The organism is Aggregatibacter sp. 2125159857, assembly GCF_017798005.1.
Classification (GTDB): Bacteria; Pseudomonadota; Gammaproteobacteria; order Enterobacterales; family Pasteurellaceae; genus Aggregatibacter.
This window is the reverse complement of the sequence record NZ_CP072548.1, coordinates 1429979-1448223: the sequence shown is the minus strand read 5'-3', so window position 1 is coordinate 1448223 and position 18245 is coordinate 1429979. Positions and strand designations below refer to the sequence as shown.

Annotated in this window: 19 protein-coding genes; 10 read left to right on the top strand and 9 right to left on the bottom strand. The window is 41.8% G+C overall.

Translation table 11 applies throughout. From position 1 onward, the window contains the following. On the bottom strand, positions 1–1203 hold the full coding sequence (locus tag J5X96_RS07200) for an acetate kinase (protein WP_109127904.1): 1203 nt from the start codon (positions 1201–1203) through the stop codon (positions 1–3). A gap of 293 nt (positions 1204–1496) precedes the next feature. On the opposite strand from J5X96_RS07200, the gene yfbV reads away from it, so the two are divergent. The 3 genes from yfbV (at position 1497) to purF (ending at position 4188) form a co-directional block, all read left to right on the top strand. After that, on the top strand, positions 1497–1940 hold the full coding sequence (gene yfbV / locus J5X96_RS07195; protein ID WP_209362664.1) for a terminus macrodomain insulation protein YfbV: 444 nt from the start codon (positions 1497–1499) through the stop codon (positions 1938–1940). Positions 1941–2117: 177 nt separating this feature from the next. Continuing rightward, on the top strand, positions 2118–2663 hold the full coding sequence (locus tag J5X96_RS07190) for a CvpA family protein (RefSeq protein ID WP_209362662.1): 546 nt from the start codon (positions 2118–2120) through the stop codon (positions 2661–2663). A gap of 13 nt (positions 2664–2676) precedes the next feature. After that, on the top strand, positions 2677–4188 hold the full coding sequence (purF, locus tag J5X96_RS07185) for an amidophosphoribosyltransferase (RefSeq protein WP_209362660.1): 1512 nt from the start codon (positions 2677–2679) through the stop codon (positions 4186–4188). A gap of 97 nt (positions 4189–4285) precedes the next feature. Here purF and J5X96_RS07180 read toward each other — a convergent pair whose 3' ends face one another. The 4 genes from J5X96_RS07180 to J5X96_RS07165 form a co-directional block, all read right to left on the bottom strand. Further along, the gene (locus J5X96_RS07180) at positions 4286–4585 is read right to left on the bottom strand and encodes a helix-turn-helix transcriptional regulator (protein WP_209362659.1); all 300 of its coding nucleotides are present in this window, start codon (positions 4583–4585) and stop codon (positions 4286–4288) included. Between the two features lie 113 nt (positions 4586–4698). Further along, positions 4699–5229 carry a rhodanese family protein gene (locus tag J5X96_RS07175; protein WP_209362658.1) on the bottom strand — a complete coding sequence of 177 codons (531 nt, stop codon included), beginning with the start codon at positions 5227–5229 and terminating at the stop codon, positions 4699–4701. 66 nt (positions 5230–5295) lie between these two features. After that, positions 5296–5487, bottom strand: a complete 192-nt coding sequence (locus J5X96_RS07170; protein ID WP_209362656.1) for a DUF2892 domain-containing protein — start codon at positions 5485–5487, stop codon at positions 5296–5298. A 564-nt stretch (positions 5488–6051) separates the two neighbouring features. Next, a complete protein-coding gene (locus J5X96_RS07165) occupies positions 6052–6606 on the bottom strand; it encodes a nitroreductase family protein (RefSeq protein WP_209362654.1) in 555 nt (184 codons plus the stop codon). A 130-nt stretch (positions 6607–6736) separates the two neighbouring features. Between J5X96_RS07165 and sppA the strand changes: the two genes are divergently transcribed. From sppA to dapD, 5 genes are all read left to right on the top strand, one after another. Continuing rightward, a complete protein-coding gene (gene sppA / locus J5X96_RS07160; protein ID WP_209362652.1) occupies positions 6737–8623 on the top strand; it encodes a signal peptide peptidase SppA in 1887 nt (628 codons plus the stop codon). A gap of 123 nt (positions 8624–8746) precedes the next feature. Further along, positions 8747–9370 (top strand): L-threonylcarbamoyladenylate synthase, encoded by a 624-nt coding sequence (locus J5X96_RS07155; RefSeq protein ID WP_021616807.1) that lies wholly within the window; start codon positions 8747–8749, stop codon positions 9368–9370. 38 nt (positions 9371–9408) lie between these two features. Further along, positions 9409–10389, top strand: coding sequence for a 23S rRNA pseudouridine(2605) synthase RluB (rluB, locus tag J5X96_RS07150; protein WP_209362650.1), 981 nt, complete (start codon positions 9409–9411; stop codon positions 10387–10389). A 25-nt stretch (positions 10390–10414) separates the two neighbouring features. Then, a complete protein-coding gene (gene cysB / locus J5X96_RS07145; RefSeq protein WP_209362648.1) occupies positions 10415–11386 on the top strand; it encodes an HTH-type transcriptional regulator CysB in 972 nt (323 codons plus the stop codon). Between the two features lie 34 nt (positions 11387–11420). After that, a complete protein-coding gene (gene dapD / locus J5X96_RS07140) occupies positions 11421–12248 on the top strand; it encodes a 2,3,4,5-tetrahydropyridine-2,6-dicarboxylate N-succinyltransferase (protein ID WP_209362646.1) in 828 nt (275 codons plus the stop codon). 715 nt (positions 12249–12963) lie between these two features. On the opposite strand, the gene lysM is transcribed toward dapD, so the two are convergent. Continuing rightward, complete coding sequence (gene lysM, locus J5X96_RS07135) at positions 12964–13407, bottom strand: peptidoglycan-binding protein LysM (protein WP_209362644.1); 444 nt, start codon at positions 13405–13407, stop codon at positions 12964–12966. Between the two features lie 137 nt (positions 13408–13544). Here lysM and J5X96_RS07130 point away from each other — a divergent pair, with 137 nt between their 5' ends. Next, the gene (locus J5X96_RS07130) at positions 13545–14372 is read left to right on the top strand and encodes a neutral zinc metallopeptidase (protein WP_209362642.1); all 828 of its coding nucleotides are present in this window, start codon (positions 13545–13547) and stop codon (positions 14370–14372) included. A gap of 1079 nt (positions 14373–15451) precedes the next feature. On the opposite strand, the gene J5X96_RS07125 is transcribed toward J5X96_RS07130, so the two are convergent. The 3 genes from J5X96_RS07125 to J5X96_RS07115 are packed head-to-tail and all read right to left on the bottom strand — an operon-like array spanning position 15452 to position 17212. Then, positions 15452–16126, bottom strand: a complete 675-nt coding sequence (locus tag J5X96_RS07125) for a DUF799 domain-containing protein (protein WP_109432359.1) — start codon at positions 16124–16126, stop codon at positions 15452–15454. After that, entirely contained in the window at positions 16123–16533 is a 411-nt protein-coding gene (locus tag J5X96_RS07120; RefSeq protein WP_006718155.1) for a DUF4810 domain-containing protein, read from the bottom strand. The genes J5X96_RS07125 and J5X96_RS07120 overlap by 4 nt, the downstream gene beginning before the upstream one ends. Before the next feature lie 10 nt (positions 16534–16543). Further along, positions 16544–17212 carry a CsgG/HfaB family protein gene (locus tag J5X96_RS07115; protein ID WP_032997867.1) on the bottom strand — a complete coding sequence of 223 codons (669 nt, stop codon included), beginning with the start codon at positions 17210–17212 and terminating at the stop codon, positions 16544–16546. 200 nt (positions 17213–17412) lie between these two features. Here J5X96_RS07115 and J5X96_RS07110 point away from each other — a divergent pair, with 200 nt between their 5' ends. Then, positions 17413–18117, top strand: coding sequence for a DUF6882 domain-containing protein (locus tag J5X96_RS07110; protein WP_209362640.1), 705 nt, complete (start codon positions 17413–17415; stop codon positions 18115–18117). The last annotated feature ends 128 nt before the right edge of the window (positions 18118–18245 follow it).

Here is an 18245-nt window from a genome sequence, read left to right as displayed (position 1 = left end):
TTAGATACAAAGACGTGCGGTGTCTTGTGCGATCACTAATTCTTCATTGGTTGGAATAACCATGGCAATTGGGGTGTTGTCAGCGGTAATCACGCCTTCATTACCAAAACGGGCAGCCATGTTTTTCTCATTATCCAATTTATAACCGAATAATTTTAAGTGCGCTAAGGTGAGTTCGCGTACGTGCGCAGAGTTTTCACCAATACCACCGGTAAAGACGATGGCATCCAAACGCTCACCGATAACGGCCATGTAAGAACCGATGTATTTCGCTAAACGGTAGCAATAAACATCTAATGCACGTTTTGCCGGGATTTCTTTGTCGTAGTTGTCTTCGGCATAACGGCAGTCGCTAGTGACTTCGGTTAAACCAAGCAAACCGGATTTTTTCGTTAAGGTGGTGTTGATTTCTTCAACGGACATGCCGAGGGTGTCGTGCATGTAGAAAACGATAGCCGGGTCGATGTCACCACAACGGGTACCCATGACTAAACCTTCTAACGGGGTTAAACCCATAGAGGTATCGATACATTCGCCATGACGAATCGCGGATACGGAACCGCCGTTACCTAAGTGGCAAGTGATCACGTTGACTTTGTCTTCTGCGACGCCTAAACGTTTTGCCGCTTCACGGCTGACATAATAGTGGCTTGTACCGTGTGCGCCGTAGCGACGAACACCGTGATCGCGATATAAAGAGTAAGGTAATGCGTATAAGTAAGCTTCTTCCGGCATGGTTTGATGGAATGCAGTATCAAATACCACCACGTTTTTCTCTTTCAAATGCGGGAAGAGTTTGAATGCTTCTTTGATACCGATTAAGTGTGCAGGATTGTGCAATGGTGCAAATTGAATTGCATCTTCGATGCCTTTAACCACTTCATCAGTAACGATAACGGAAGAGGTGAATTTTTCGCCGCCGTGTACGATACGGTGACCGATAGCAACAACGCCTTTTTGTAATTCAGGATCAAGCGAGAAAATGTTATTGACAACAAAATTTAACGCTTCGGCGTGAGCGGCGCCGGCACCTAAATCAGCCTGTCCTTTTTCGCCGTGTAATTTCCATTTGATACGGGCTTCAGGTAAGTAAAACGCTTCGGCTAAGCCGGACAATTTTTCTTCGCCGGTGGCAGGATTCAAAATGGAAAATTTTAGTGAAGAACTACCACAGTTGAGGATTAGGACTAATTTTTCAGACATAAGCGACCTATACGGGTTTGAGTTAAACAAAATTCGTTCAAATAGTGAACGAATAATAGAAAATTAAACCGCCATAGAATACACCCTTCACCTTTTAAAATAAATTCTTAACATCAAAAAATGCGACCTGAATCAAAAAAATTTAGCAATTTTTTTACATTTCGTAAGTGATTCATTTTTCCTGAAAAAAAGATTACCAAAGAAGAGGTATAAATGTAGAAAATTAAAAAAAACGTCGGTTTATGGTATGTTGAGCAACCTGACGTTGAGTTGACACAAAGGATAAGCATGACATGGGTTTTTATCGCACATTAAAAGCGGGACAACACTATTTAAATATTTGGCCTTTAGAGCCTAAATTAGGCGCTATCTTCCCCGAAAATCGCGTTATTAAAGCAACCTTATTTGCCCAGAAAATGATGCCGTTTCTCGCGGTATTATTTGTGGTATGGCAGCAAATTTATGCGCGCGGCGACAATATGGCGCTTGCTGTTGCGGTGTTAAGCGCTTTATTTGCATTATGTTTGCCTTTGCAGGGATTTTATTGGTTAGGCAAACGCGCACAAACGCCATTGTCACCTCAAAGTGCGGTCGGTTTTCACCACGTTTTGGAAAAATTAAAAGAAAAGCAAGAAGTCATACCGAATTTTTCCGATAAGCCTACTTATTTGGATTTAGCCAACTTACTGAAAATGGCTCAGAAAAAATTACCACGGGATTTTTGGCAAGATCTTTAATTTCCCGATTTTTTCTATATTCCTAAACATAACAATGATATAGTGACGCCCCTTTGCTTCTTTGTGCAAAAGGGTGTTTTTTAGTGCGTAAATTTTTGCGCAAACGTTTTCGTTTTTTGCTAGAATACCGCCCGTTGCAAATAGAAGTGTTTTTTTCAACACTTTAGAGATGATTTGATGATTGATTACATTATTATCGGCATTATTGTTTTTTCCGTTATTGTCAGCTTATTACGCGGTTTCGTCCGCGAAGTGATGTCATTAGCCAGTTGGGTTGTGGCATTTTTTATTGCAAGTAATTTTTATGTGTATCTGGCGGGTTTATTAACCTCCATTGAATCCTTGTATCTCCGTAACGGTGTCGCCATTGCGATCTTATTTATTGCCTCATTGATTGTCGGCGGCATCGTAAATTATGTGTTAGGTCAGTTAGTGGATCGCACCGGTTTAAGTGGAACAGATCGTGTACTCGGTGCTTGTTTCGGGTTATTACGCGGTGTTCTGATTGTGGCGGCGATGTTATTTTTCTTGGATACATTCACCGCATCAAATCAAAGTGATTGGTGGAAAGAGTCAAAATTAATACCGCACTTTCGTTTTGTGGTGGATTGGTTCTTCCAGCAGATACAAGCCAATTCCAGTTTTTTAAATTCAACCTTGAATTTGGAGCAAGTGACCACACCGGCTTCAAATCCAACCCCAACTTCAACGCAGAATCAGTAGAGGAACAACGTGTATGTGCGGTATTGTCGGTATTGTCAGCCAAACCCCGGTAAATCAAGCCATTTATGATGCCTTAACGGTATTACAACATCGTGGGCAGGATGCGGCGGGCATTGTCACCATTGATGACGAAAATCGCTTTCGTTTGCGTAAGGCGAACGGCTTGGTGAGTGATGTGTTTCAACAAGTGCATATGTTGCGCTTGGCGGGCAATACCGGTATCGGTCATGTACGCTATCCGACAGCAGGAAGTTCCAGTGTCTCTGAAGCACAGCCGTTTTATGTAAACTCGCCTTATGGCTTAACCTTGGTACATAACGGAAATTTGACCAATTCATTGGAATTAAAAGAGAAATTATTTAATCTTGCACGCCGTCACGTCAATACGAATTCCGATTCGGAGCTTTTACTGAATATTTTGGCATACCATTTGGATCAACCGCAAAAATACGCGTTAACACCGCAAGATATTTTTAATGCAGTGAAACAAACCCATGAAGATATTCGCGGTGCGTATGCCTGTATTGCGATGATCATTGATCATGGCATGGTGGCGTTTCGTGATCCCCATGGTATTCGCCCTTTGGTGTTAGGTAAACGTGAAGAGCATGGCAAAACCGAGTATATGTTCGCTTCGGAAAGTGTGGCGTTAGATGTGGTGGGATTTGAGTTTGTGCGTGATGTGGCGCCGGGAGAAGCCATTTTTATTACGTTCGATGGTGAGTTGTATGCACAACAATGTGCTGAAAATCCTGTGTTAACACCGTGTATTTTTGAATATGTCTATTTTGCCCGTCCGGATTCTTGCATTGATGGTGTTTCCGTGTATGCCGCCCGCGTACATATGGGGCAACGTTTAGGCGAAAAAATTGCTCGCGAATGGCAAGATATCGACATTGATGTCGTGATCCCTGTGCCGGAAACCTCAAATGATATTGCATTGCGTATTGCTAATGTGTTGAACAAACCTTATCGCCAAGGCTTTGTAAAAAACCGTTATGTTGGTCGTACATTCATTATGCCGGGACAAGCGCAGCGCGTCAGTTCGGTTCGCCGCAAATTAAATACCATTGCCGCGGAGTTTAAAGGCAAAAATGTCTTGTTGGTGGATGATTCTATCGTGCGGGGAACCACCTCTGAACAAATTGTGGAGATGGCTCGCGCAGCCGGCGCGAAAAAAGTGTATTTTGCCTCCGCTGCACCGGAAATTCGCTATCCGAACGTCTATGGCATCGATATGCCGACGCGTAGCGAATTAATTGCTTATGAACGCAATACCGATGAAATCGCCAAACTGATTGGTGTTGATAAATTGGTGTTCCAAGACTTAGCGGATTTAACCGGTTCCGTACAACAAGAAAATCCGGCTATTCAAGCATTCGATTGTTCCGTGTTCACAGGTTGTTATGTTACCGGTGATATTACCGAAGCCTATCTGGATAACATTGCTGAGCAACGTAACGATGCGGCAAAGAAAAAACGCGAAAAGGATTCTTCTAATCTTGAGATGCACAATGAGAGATAAAGAGGAAATGGTTTAGATAAACTTGTCCAAGTTAGACGATACAAAAAACGCAGCGTTAAATCTGCGTTTTTTTGTATTGGGTGATGAGAATCATACTTTATTCGGAGGGAACTTCACAGAAAAAGCGATGTAATACGTTGATCATCTCAGCAACTTTCGGATCTTTAATGTAATACACGCGCTCCCGATGTTTGACCTCGCTCGCCACTAATCCGGCTTTACGTAAAAGGGCTAATTGGTTCGACATAGCTGCCTGCGGCATATTCAATTTGACGGTTAATTCGGTGACGTTATAGCGTTGTTCGTGTAAACAACACAAAATCGCCAAGCGATTCGGATTGGCCAACAATTTTAAAAAGGTACTGGCTTCTTGACTTTTTTCGAAGATATCTTTCATCAGATCCTATTTTAGTATTTGCACATTGTGGGAATAAGAGCGCGCATTTTACACGTCCTGTCCGCTGAAACCAATAACTGATCCGTTTTTTAACAATTCCACGCGCTAATTGGTTAGCGTCGGTTCCATGGCATGAGAGAGAGAAGTTTTGCCATACCACAAAAACCGCTTATTCCGGCAAAGGTGAGGCCGGCACCGACAAATGCGGGTAGCCAATAAAAATAAGGCGAAATCCACCATCCCAACAACGATCCCAGTAAAATTAAGCTTCCTGCCACGATTTGGACTTGGCGCATAATCTCAATGGGTTGTGACGGATTAAATCGCGTAGCAAGCCCGACGTTTTTCCAACCGGTTATCCCATCTTGAAGCAGATAAGCTTCACAATGATTTTCTTGTGCCAACTGTTTTAAAAAGTCAGCTTGGCCGGCGGTTCTTGCCCCGGATTTACAGTGAAAAATAAGGCAACTTCCTTGTTTTAAGGTTTTGCTTAATCCTTGATGTTGTAATTCGGCCAGCGGTTGTAGAATTGAACCGTCGATATGTTCGCGGTGATATTCTTCCGGTTGACGAATATCGATTAATATGGCGCCGGCAGCTAATTTGTCTTTTGCTTCCATGGCGGAAATGATGGAAATCGTCATAGTGTGTGTTTTTCTCAGAATAAATAAGCGGCATCATTGCCAATGAGGAAATGATGCCTTAATGGATTATTTTTTTAATGGGCAGGTGTTAATGCCAAGTAATGAATAAAGACCACAGCGTGAGAAGAGTCCGGTCAATAACGGCACAACACCAATCCATCCCCACCAACCGATGACGTTCGTTAACGTGAGTGCGATAAGAACGACCCCTAATAGGATGCGAATGATTTTATCTATACCACCAACGTTTTTGTTCATATTTGTCTCCTTAGTTTACAGTAATAATTAACAAAGATTTAACATATAAAAATTGTATTATATGATATGAATAATTGTCAAAACTTTTTTACGCATTGAGCTTATTTTTTATAACAACAAATGAGGAGCAGCATGAGAAAGCTTCATTTGTCATATTAAAACAACAAAAAAACAGACCGCACTTTGATTGCTTAGAATCGTAGCGTGCAACTTGTTGCACGAAATCATGAATGCCCGAAAGCGTTAAATAACGTTCCGTGCGTAATTTGGTCGTGCATCAAGATGCACGCTACGCATGAAATCGTGAATTACGCATCGAGGTTAATTATTCGTGCAACAAGTTGCACGCTACGAGGGGGTAAATAATCGTCCTATATGTTGAGTTTCGGTTGTCAGCCTTGTTCATTATGTAGCAGGGATTTTTTCTGTTCATCGCTTAAGCTATTTGGCTCCATACGCTATGCGTATGGTTTTTATAGCCAGACTTTGGCTGGCTATAATAAAAAAACAGACCGCACTTTGATGGCTTAGTCAAGTGCGGTCTGTTTTTGGGGTATTTTTACATTAAAGAGAAGACACAAGGCCATCTAAATTTAACGTTTTTTTCTCTCTTTCCAATTTATCTTCAGCAGATCCAATCATCAAAAAGCCGATGATTTTATCTGCAGTATCGCATTGGAATGCTTGGCGTAAGTCGCTCCCGTCTAGCCAAGGGCCGCTAACCCAAACGTTTTTAAAGCCTAAAGCGTTTGCCGCTAATTGAATGGCATAGGTCGCGCAACCTGCACAAAGCAACTGTTCCCATTCCGGAACTTTTTTAATATTCGGATCGATTTTGGCAACAACACCGATGATCATCGGGGCGCGGGTCGCTAGGGTTTCGGCTTTTTTCAAGCGTTCTTCACCAAGGTTCAGTTCATGTACGGCGCTTTTTAATAAACGGCTTAATTCCGTCATTTTATCTTGCTCAATGACAATAAAGCGATAAGGTTGCAGCCTGCCATGATCAGGGCTGCGCAATGCCGCTTGAAACATTTGGGTTAATTGGTGTTTATCGGGGGCTGGGGCGCTCAGTTTTTTCTCCGAATAACGCTCGGTAAGCAATTTTAATGCATCCATGACTGTCCTTCATTTGTGGGTGAGACGAAAAGTGCGGTGGATTATAGCACAGTTTATTTTTTCCGCGTGTTTATTGCGCAGGCGGTTTGTGGTATTTTAAGCATCCTTTTGGATCGCTTTTTGAGGTAGTATGAACGTCATTTTATCTTGTATTAAGTTCGCTTGGCGAATATTAAATTTTATTCGTGATTTGGTCATGAATTTGGTGTTTCTTGTTTTCGTTTTGGTGCTTTTATCTGTTGCAACTTTGATGATTGGCGCAGATAAGTCGGAAAAAACTGTGCTAAGAGGTGATCAAGGGGCGTTATTGCTCAATTTAGATGGCTATTTAGCCGATAATCGCGATGAGAAAAACGATTTCAAAACCCTTTTAAAAGAGCTGGATGGGCAAAATATTCCGCAACAATATTCTACTTTTGATGTGGTATATGCGATTGATTCTGCTGCACAAGACGACAATATTCGTGGTTTAGTGCTGGATTTGAACTTTTTCCAAGGCGGTGATTTGCCGGCGCTGGAATATGTGGGCGAGGCGATTGAAAATTTCAAAGAAAGCGGCAAACAGGTGATTGCTTATGCGGATAACTATAATCAAGCGCAATATTTCCTTGCCAGTTATGCCGATGAAATTTATATGAACCCGACAGGTTCCGTGTCTATTGATGGTTTGGCACAGGAAACGCTGTATTTTAAAGATATGCTCGATAAACTCGAAGTGAACCCGCACGTCTTTCGCGTCGGTACTTACAAATCGGCAGTCGAACCGTATTTACGCAATGAGATGTCTGATGAAGCCAAGGCGAATTTACAACGTTGGTTAAATACCATGTGGAATCATTATAAGCAACGTGTGGCAGAGAATCGTGATATTCAGCAAAGTGCCGTTGCACCGGACGCGCATACGTTTTTAACCGAATTGAAAGCGTTAAAAGGTGATACCGCGGCCTATGTGAAGCAACGCAAGCTCGTAACCGGCGCAATAGATCGTTTAAATTTAGATAAAAAACTGACCGCACTTTTTGGTGAAGATAAGGATCATCAACCGAAAATGGTAGATTACGAGAGATATTTAGCCTCTTTGCCGGATCGTATGCATGGGGAAACCGACAACCAGATTGCGGTAGTGAATGTAGAAGGCGCTATTATTGATGGTGACAGCGACGAAGAAAATGTGGGTGGCGATACAGTTGCCAAATTGTTACGCCAAGCTTATGACGACGACAAAGTAAAAGGCGTGGTGTTGCGTGTCAATAGCCCCGGTGGCAGTGCATTTGCCTCGGAGATCATTCGTCAAGAAGTGGCACATTTACAAAATGCCGGCAAACCTGTGGTGGTTTCCATGGGCGGTATGGCGGCTTCAGGGGGCTATTGGATTTCCTCTACAGCCGATTATATTGTCGCCGATAAAAATACGATTACCGGCTCAATCGGCATTTTTGCCATGTTGCCGACCTTTGAGAACACCATTAAGAAAATGGGGATTACCGCAGATGGCGTAAAAACCTCTGATTTAAGGTTCAGTTCATTATTCTCACCTTTATCGCCAACCTTAAATGATGTTATTCAGTTGGAAATTGAACATGGCTACGATCAATTTTTAACGAAAGTCAGTGAGGGTCGCCATTTAACCAAGGCGCAAGTGGATAATATTGCGCAAGGTCAGGTTTGGCTAGGCTCTGAAGCGCTTGAACATAAATTGGTAGATGAGCTTGGGACATTAGATACGGCCATCGGTAAGACGATTGAATTAGTGAATGAAAAACGGGCAGAAAAAGATAAACTCGATGAAGCCTCATTCTCAGTGGAATGGATTGTGGATGAAGACAGCTCATTATTGAAAAAAATGTTACGTGACTTCAAAGGCAATGCGAAAACTTGGGCGCAAGGTTTCGTGCTTGAAAGCGTTGGATTACCGAAAGCGTTCACGCAGTTAACCAAACCGCTTGGCACATTAACTCGCTTTAACGATCCTAAAGGGCAATATTTGTATTGTTTGACGTGTGGTTTAGTGAAGTAAAGTGCGGTCAATTTTTCAATCATTTTAAATCGGCGTGATATAGGGTTTCTGTAAAACAAACCGTTATCCCGCCTTATTTGAAACTGGTATAATGCCTCGCTATTTACTCGGAGAGTGAAGAATATGAGTCAATTTTTTTATATCCATCCCGAAAATCCGCAAGCCCGATTGATTAATCAGGCAGTTGAAATTTTGCGTAACGGCGGCGTCATCGTCTATCCAACCGATTCCGGTTATGCCTTGGGATGTATGATCGGCGATAAGCACGCCATGGATCGTATCGTGCAAATTCGCCAGCTACCGGAAGGGCACAATTTTACGTTGGTGTGTAGTGATTTGTCAGAATTGTCCAATTATTCGTTGGTGACTAATTCTGCCTATCGTTTAATTAAAAATAACACGCCCGGTCGTTATACGTTTATTTTAACGGCGACGAAAGAATTGCCACGCCGTTTAATGACATCGAAACGTAAAACCATCGGCATTCGTGTGCCGGATAATCAAATTGCGTTGGATTTATTGAAAGCCTTAGGCGAACCGATTTTGTCTTGTTCTTTGATGTTGCCGAATGAAGAACATATCACGCAATCGGATCCGGAAGAAATCCGTGATCGTTTGGAACGTCAGGTAGATTTAATTATTCACGGTGGTTATTTAGGGCAAGAACCCACCACAGTGGTGGATTTAACCGAAAGTACACCGGTGATTTTACGCGAAGGCAGCGGCGCCATTACACCATTTATTTAATCGATAACAGACGCTTGGGAAAGCGACAACGAGGATTTATGAAAGCCACAACACAAAAACGCACGTCAAATCGACCGCACTTTTCAGCCAATAATAAAGAAAAAACGATGGGAGCCAAACCCCGTCAATCCGTGACTAAACCTGTCAATAAATCCATGGCAGCAGAGGGCGAAAAATTACAAAAAGTATTAGCCCGTGCCGGACAGGGTTCCCGCCGTGAAATCGAAGCCATCATTGCAGAAAATCGCGTGAGCGTGGACGGCAAAATCGCGACCTTAGGCGATCGCATTAACGTACATTCTGGCGTAAAAGTGCGGATTGACGGCAATCTTATTAATCTCACACAAGCACAAAAAGAAGTGTGTCGGGTGTTAATGTATTACAAACCGGAAGGAGAGCTTTGCACTCGCCATGATCCGGAAGGACGCGCAACGGTGTTTGATCGCTTGCCGCGTTTAAACGGTGCACGTTGGATTGCGGTCGGGCGTTTGGATATTAACACGTCAGGCTTGCTGTTATTTACGACCGATGGCGAACTGGCTAACCGTTTAATGCATCCAAGCCGTGAAGTGGAACGGGAATACTCTGTGCGTGTTTTCGGGCAAGTGGATGAGGCGATGTTAGCGCGCTTAAAAAAAGGCGTGCAATTAGAAGATGGCCCGGCAAATTTTAAAGACATTAAATTTGTGGGTGGCGTGGGGATGAACCAGTGGTTTGATGTGACGTTGATGGAAGGGCGCAACCGTGAAGTTCGTCGTTTATGGGAATCTCAAGGCATTCAAGTCAGCCGCTTGATTCGTATTCGTTATGGCAATATTAAATTAATGAAAACCTTGCCGCGTGGCGGTTGGCAGGAAATGGCGTTAGATGAAGTGAATTATTTGCGTGATTTAGTGGGGCTACCACAGGAAACCGAAACAAAAGTTGATGCCCATAAACAACGCCGTAAACCGAAAGCCGGACAGATTCGTAAAGCCGTCAAACGCTATTCGGAACTCAGTAAACGTTATAAAAAATAGTGCTCATGATTAACGAGAGGAAACCATGAAATTTCAGCAACTTCGCTATGTGGTTGAGATTGTGAATCAAAATTTTAATGTGACGGAAGCGGCAAATGCCCTGTTTACCTCACAACCGGGAATCAGTAAGCAAGTTCGCTTATTAGAAAGCGAGCTTGGATTGGAAATTTTTGAGCGTAACGGCAAACATATTAAAGGGCTAACGCCTCCGGGAAAGCGCATTGTCGCCATTTCTCGAGAATTAATGATGAAAATGCAAGGCATTCGTTCAATTGCCGATGAATATACGAAGCCGGATCATGGGATGTTACGCATCGCCACAACGAATACGCAAGCACGTTATATGTTGCCATCGGTAGTTGAGCGTTTTTCCAAGCGTTACCCGAATGTGAGCCTGCATATTCACCAAGGTTCGCCTTCACAAATTTATGATGCGCTATTATCAGATGAAGTGGATTTGGCGATCACCACCGAAGCGCAGTATTTATTTGATGGGGTGGTCTTATTGCCTTGTTATTTATGGAATCGTTCCGTGATCGTAAGACCTGATCATCCCTTAGCGAAATGCGAACAGCTGACCATTGAAGAATTAGGCAAATACCCACTGGTAACCTATACGTTCGGTTTCACCGGCGTATCGGATTTAGATTATGCGTTTAATGGCGCCGGGATTTTGCCAAATATCGTCTTTACGGCAACGGATGCCGATATTATTAAAACCTATGTACGCATGGGATTGGGCGTGGGTATCATGGCATCCATGGCGCATACTGCAGCAGATACGGATCTCATTGCCATTAAAGCGGATCATCTCTTCCGCCCAAGCATGACCCAAATCGCTTTTAAGAACAGTGCGTTCTTACGTAATTATATGTATGATTTTATTACTTATTTTTCACCTCACTTAACCCGTGAAAACGTAGAAAAAGCAGAACGTCTGCACGATAATAATGCGGTAAAAAAACTTTTTGATAACGTCACATTAGATGTTTTATAACGTTTATTTAACTCACATTGATATAGGAAGAAAAATGTCAAATTTACAACAAATTATTGAAAACGCCTTTGAAAAACGCGCAGAAATTACACCGAAAACCGTTGATGCACAAACCCGTGCCGCCATTGAAGAAGTGATCGAAGGCTTAGATTGTGGCAAATACCGTGTCGCCGAAAAAATTGATGGCGAATGGGTCACTCACCAATGGTTGAAGAAAGCGGTGTTGCTCTCTTTCCGTATCAATGACAATCACATTATTGATGGTGCAGAAACCAAATACTACGATAAAGTTGCCTTAAAATTTGCCGATTACACAGAAGAACGTTTTCAACAAGAAGGCTTCCGTGTCGTACCTTCTGCTACCGTTCGTAAAGGGGCATACATTGCTAAAAACACAGTGTTAATGCCATCTTATGTGAATATCGGGGCGTATGTGGGCGAAGGAACGATGGTGGATACTTGGGCAACAGTCGGCTCTTGCGCACAAATCGGCAAAAACGTGCACTTATCCGGTGGCGTAGGGATCGGTGGCGTGTTAGAACCCTTACAAGCCAATCCAACCATTATCGGCGATAACTGCTTTATCGGCGCACGTTCTGAAGTAGTAGAGGGGGTGATTGTTGAAGACGGTTGTGTGATTTCCATGGGTGTCTTTATCGGCCAATCTACCAAAATTTATGATCGCGAAACCGGCGAAATTCACTATGGTCGCGTGCCGGCAGGTTCCGTTGTAGTGTCCGGTAGCCTCCCGTCAAAATGCGGTAAATACAGCCTTTACTGTGCTGTTATCGTGAAAAAAGTCGATGCCAAGACTTTAGGCAAAGTCGGTATTAATGAATTATTACGTTCTATTGAAGAATAGTTAAAACATAATAAAAAAAGATCGCACTTATACCATCAAGTGCGGTCGTTTATTTAAATGTTTTTAAATAATACTATAAGTGCGTAGCGTGCATCTTGATACACGACCAAATCACGCACGGAACCTTATTTAACTCTTTCGAATATTCACGATTTCGTGCGTAGCGTGCATCTTGATGCACGACCAAATCACGTACGGAACGTTATTTCACCCTTTCGGGCACTCACAATTTCGTGCGTAGCGTGCAACTTGTTGCACAACCAAACCACGCATGGAACGTTATTTCACCCTTTTGAGCACTCACAATTTCGTACGTAGCGTGCATCTTGATGCACGACCAAATCACGCACAGAACCTTTAACTCTTTCGAATATTCACGATTTCGTGCGTAGCATGCATCTTGATGCACGACCAAATCACGTACGGAACCTTATTTAACCCTTTCGGGTATTCACGATTTCGTACGTAGCATGCATCTTGATGCACGACCAAATCACGTACGGAACGTTATTTAACCCTTTCGGGTATTCACGATTTCGTACGTAGCGCGCATCTTGATGCGCGACTAAATTACGCATGGAACCTTATTTAACTCTTTCGAATATTCACGATTTCGTGCAACAAGTTGCACGCTACGATTCAATTAAAACACAATAAAAAAAGACCGCACTTATGTCATCAAGTGCGGTCGTTTATTCAAAAGTTTTTAATAACACTATAAGCTTTTCGGTAAACGAATTTTTTGCCCCGGGAAGATTTTATCTGCGTCTTTAATTACTTCTTTATTTGCCGTTACGATCGCCGTGTATTTATTGCCGTCACCGTAATGTTTTTCAGCAATTTTCCAAAGGGTATCGCCTTTTTGGATAACATAAAATTCATCATCGCCGGCAAGGCTTTCACCGTTTTTCACGGTCACGTCATCAATATTGACGTTACTGATACCGATGATGTTACCCGCCATTAATACCGCTTTTTCCAACGCATCAGCAGAGCTTGCCACGCCTGAAATTTTAGCCACGCCGTTTTCGACTTTCACCGCTACATCCGCAACGCCCGGGTTGTCTTCGTTAATGTGGTTGGTTACTGCGGCGGAAGCCTCTTCTTCTTTGCTAAAAATTTTTTTGCCAATATCGCCGACAAAATCAAATAATCCCATTTTCATCTCCTTGTTGATTGATTTAGGGAGCCACAACATACCCAATTCAGTTATATAAGTCTAGGAATAAAATGTTAGGCGGAAAAAAGCGTTCTAGATTAGAATAGCGCGAATTTAACTTAAAGATAGGAAAGCTTATGCGTTGGCAAGGTCGTAGAGAAAGTTCAAATGTGGAAGACAGACGCTCCTCGGGCGGTGGTTTCGGTGGCGGAAAACCGACCGGTATTTTGGGGCTGATCATTATTTTGGTCGGCGCTTATTATGGCGTGGATTTATCAGGCTTGGTTGGTGAGATGGAGGTGGGCACTACGCAAAGTTCACCTTTGCAATCACAGCAAGAAGACCAATTATTTAAACTCTCTAAAGTGGTGCTGGGCGACACTGAGGAAGTGTGGTCCACATATTTTTCCAAAAATAATCGACAATATGTAGAACCTCGAATGGTTATCTACAACGGCGTAACCTCAACGGCGTGCGGCACGGGGCAATCTGCCATGGGGCCATTTTATTGTCCAAATGATCAACGGGTCTATTTGGATTTATCCTTTTATAACGACATGAAAAATAAACTGGGTGCAGCCGGCGAATCTGCGTTTGCTTATGTGATTGCCCATGAAGTGGGGCATCATGTACAGAATTTATTCGGCACGTTGACACAAGTGCATCGTCTGCAAAGTCGTTCATCCCGCACAGAAGCAAATCAACTTTCCGTGAAATTAGAACTTCAGGCGGATTGCTATGCCGGCGTGTGGGCATCGCAAGCGGTAAAAAGCGGTTTATTTGAACGCGGCGATATTGAAAAAGCGTTTAATGCGGCGGAATCGGTAGGCGATGACCGTTTGCAAAAACGCAGCCAAGGTTATGTGGTTCCTGATAGTTTCACTCATGGCACTTCAGCCCAGCGTTTGCAATGGTTTAAAGTGGGGCTAACCAGCGGTAATCCGGCACAATGTAATCCCTTTTAGCGGTTGGCAGAAACAAAAAGTGCGGTGGATTTTTGAGGCGTTTTTTAATGCAGAAAACATATTGAAAACTGACCGCACTTATTCATCAAAAAGGCTGATATTGACGGTGTGTCGAAATCAGCCTTTGATTTGCTTTTATCTAACTAAAAATAGACAAAATGAAGTTATTAATAAAAAGAGATAAAAATCTTAGTCAAACGAAATTGATGCTTTTGGCTCGCGTCGGGAGAAGCGCGTTATCGTGGGTGAATGAGTAATGAAAAAAATTTTTTATATTACTTTATTTTCTTTCGGAGCTGCCTTGTTCTGTTTATTTGTGTCATTTGTTATGGGGAGGATGTTTTATAACTTTGATAATGGAATTACACTTTATCAAATTAATTTATTGTCATTTTTTAAAAACTTTAACATAAAGGATGTAGAGTTCTTTTTTCTTATGTTTTCAATTATCTTCTTTATTACATATATTCGATATAAAGATTATTAGTAATAGTAAAAATCTTAATTAAATGAAATTGATGTTTTGGGCTCGCGTTAGGAAACTAGCGCCATCATAGGGGGTAATAATGAATAAAATTCTTCGAATTATTATTTTTATAATACTGATTTTTTCATGTTGTTTTTTAGTTTTTTCATTAGGTTTAATAATATTTTTATTTATTATAAATGGTGGTTATATTTCTTTAGATGAGATAATGGAAATAATAGTTTTTTGCTCTAAATTGTTTTCATTGGGTTCTCCTTTGATATTATTATCAATATTTATTTCAAATAGAATTAGGAGATAGTATTTGGGAGGGGGTTTAAAAATATGTTCTGAAAAATATCCCCTAGATAGCGCGCGTTTCCTAACGCGTGCTTATATCTAACTAAAAATAAACAAAATGAAGTTGTTAATGAAAATAGTAAAATTATCATTAAATGAAATTGATATTTTAGGCACGCGTTAGGAAACGTGCGCCATTTTGGGAGCGATTTTTATTGAGTTTTAAAACCTCTCAAAAACCGACCGCACTTATTCATTAAAAAAGGCTGATATTGACAGTGTCGAAATCAGCCTTTGGTTTATCGAAAGGGGATTATTTAGGCATCTTTAATTGAGGATCTTGTCCGTATGATGGATGTCTTGGGCCGTAAAGCAAGCAGCCATTACAAGAACGACCTAACATATTTCCGGTTGCCCATCCTGCCACTTTATATCCTTTATCAGACACATTATTGGCAATCTGTTTAACGACTGCGGTTACCAGCATAGCAAGCGCGTTACCGTTGTTATTGCTTTCAGCATCGTCCGCATAGCCTTTGCCTTCCCATAATGTTTTACCATTGCGTAAGTCAACGAGTTTGCCACTCACTTTCACTCTGGTTACGCTGTCGAACACTTGGTAATTCACACCGTAGTCGTCCACATTAATGTAGAGCACGGCATCCGCACCAAAAATCTCGCGTAATTTTTGTGGGTTGACGTTATGAATTTCTTGCGCTTGTGTTAACCCGTTATTTTTAAAGGTTTGATAAACAAGAGCCGGTGGAAAAACATAGTAACCATTTTCAGCCAATGGCGAAATGGCTTGTGCCAACACAGCCGGGGAGCCTTTTACATCATTGGTGGTATCGGTTGGAAGCAATACAAGAATAGACTGCGGTTTGCTCTCTAAATAGTTGGTATAGTCATACGGCGTTGGCTTCATTGCAGAACACGCTGAAAGCAAAAATGCGCAAGCCATGGCTAAATAGAGTGAAATATTTCTCATTTTTTCTCTCCTTTTTTCGCTTTTTTATTTGCGCGATTTTCTTGGGCTGTCTCTACTTTTTTTCCTTTATTTAACAGGAAATTGATGTATTGCGTCGATTCAGGAAACAGGCTCATTTCTTTTTGATAAGATTCAGCCATTTTTCCCGGATTCCCTAATTGCCCATATAGAAGACCAATTTGTGCGTATAAACCGGGTGGCACTTTGTTACCGCCATCCAGTTGAGCCAGTTCTTCTAATTTTTGCAGTTGTTCTTGCGGATCACCTTCTTGTGTTAGGTGTTGATAAACAGAAGAAGGGTAAACATCACCATTCCAAGTGTAGAGCGAGTGTTGTTTGTGCCCTGATGAACAAGCCGTCAATACAGCGACGGCAGACAAACATGCAAGAAGTGTTAATTTCTTCATTATCTACCCCTTAATTAGCCGGTTTCCATTGACCCGCTTCAACACCTGAAACAAGGTTGTTTACCGCCTCACGAATGGCTAAATCTAACACTTTGCCATTGAGTGTTGAGTCGTATCCTGATGTACCGCCAAAGCCTAATACTTCACGGTTGGAAAGATTGTATTCGCCGGCACCTTGAACGGAATAAACCACTTCAGATGTTTGGGTATTGACAATATTTAAGGTGACTTTCGCGTAAGCCACTTGTTGTTTTCCGCGACCTAAAATGCCAAATAATTGTTGGTCGCCAACGGTTTTACGGCCAAATTCTGTTACATCGCCGGTAACCACATAATTTGCGCCTTTTAAGGTTTGTTTTTTACCTTTGATTTTTGCTTCTGCTGCAGTTTCAGACATATTGGTGCGATCTAACACACTAAAACGACCTGATTGTTGTAAATGAGAAACTAAAATCGTTTTTGCTTGATTTCCTAATTGGTCGACGCCATCGGAGAATACGCCATTTTGATAGCTTGAACGGTTGTCAAATTTACCGACAGAAATCGGTGCTTTTACGCCATGATAAGCCGTGTTGTAGCTGTTGACTTTTTGTACTTCTACGGTACGGGAGCCTTCAGTTGCACAGCCTGCTAATGCTAAAATACTTGCTGATAATAAAACCGGATAGAATTTTTTCATCATAGAATCCTTATATATTTATGAATAAAAAGTGACCTGAATATCAAGATCATTGCATTTTAAAGAATTTATTGTTCCTTCGCTATCAAATTTTCTGCGGAATTTATGTAAGTTAATCATCTTTTAGCGGTTTTTTATCAGATCTAAAAAATAATTTAAAAACGCACCGCACTTTATTAAACCAATCAGGAGAAACCTTCGTGTTATTTAAAAAAATATTCGGCATGATTCAATTTAGCGGCTATAAAAGTTTTTCAAGCTTATACGATCGCTATGCGATTATTGGGTTTGAAAAGCAGCTGGATTTCGCCGAACGAGTAGAAAATTTGGAGTGGAGCGTGGATTTGAAAACCGGGAAAATCACCTTCGGCGAGCAATATACTTATCCGGTTCAGGTGTTGGGGTCTTTTTCTTTTGAGAGTCAAACCTGGCTTTGGAGTTGGGCAAACCAAGCCGCCAATATTCCTGCGAAGTTGTTGGAACAAGCGAAAGAATTTCGTGCTTACGGCAAAAAATACAAAATTGACGAACTCACAAAACCCAACCGAGAACTTGCTTTAAATGACGTGCACAGTTTTGGATTGGTTGCGTTGGGGATGTTTGAGTCTGACGGCTATTACGTGGGCAATTTTGGTGTGGGTGCATTGTTGGTGACGGTGAAAGATCGCAGTTTACGCAAGACATTCTCTTTGGAAGAAGAACATTTGAGAATCTTGTCGGTTTATCCGCAATTCATTTCTTTATTTGAAATTAAAGCCCAGAAAAAAGTGTTACAAAATTATGTAACGGCAAAGGAATATCGCATTATCGAAAATACGGAAACCCATTTAATCGCCCGTCGTGGTGAAAAAGAAATTGTCGGTATTTTTGATGAAGAAGGGCGGTTATCGCAGCTGAAAGGGTAGTGTGAGAGGTAGTGCGGTCAATATTGACGATGTTTTTAAATTGAAAAAAACACGTTGAATTTTGACCGCACTTTTATTTTTTTTCATAAAGCAAACGTTTGCTTTTGGCTTAGCTAAGGATTAGAATT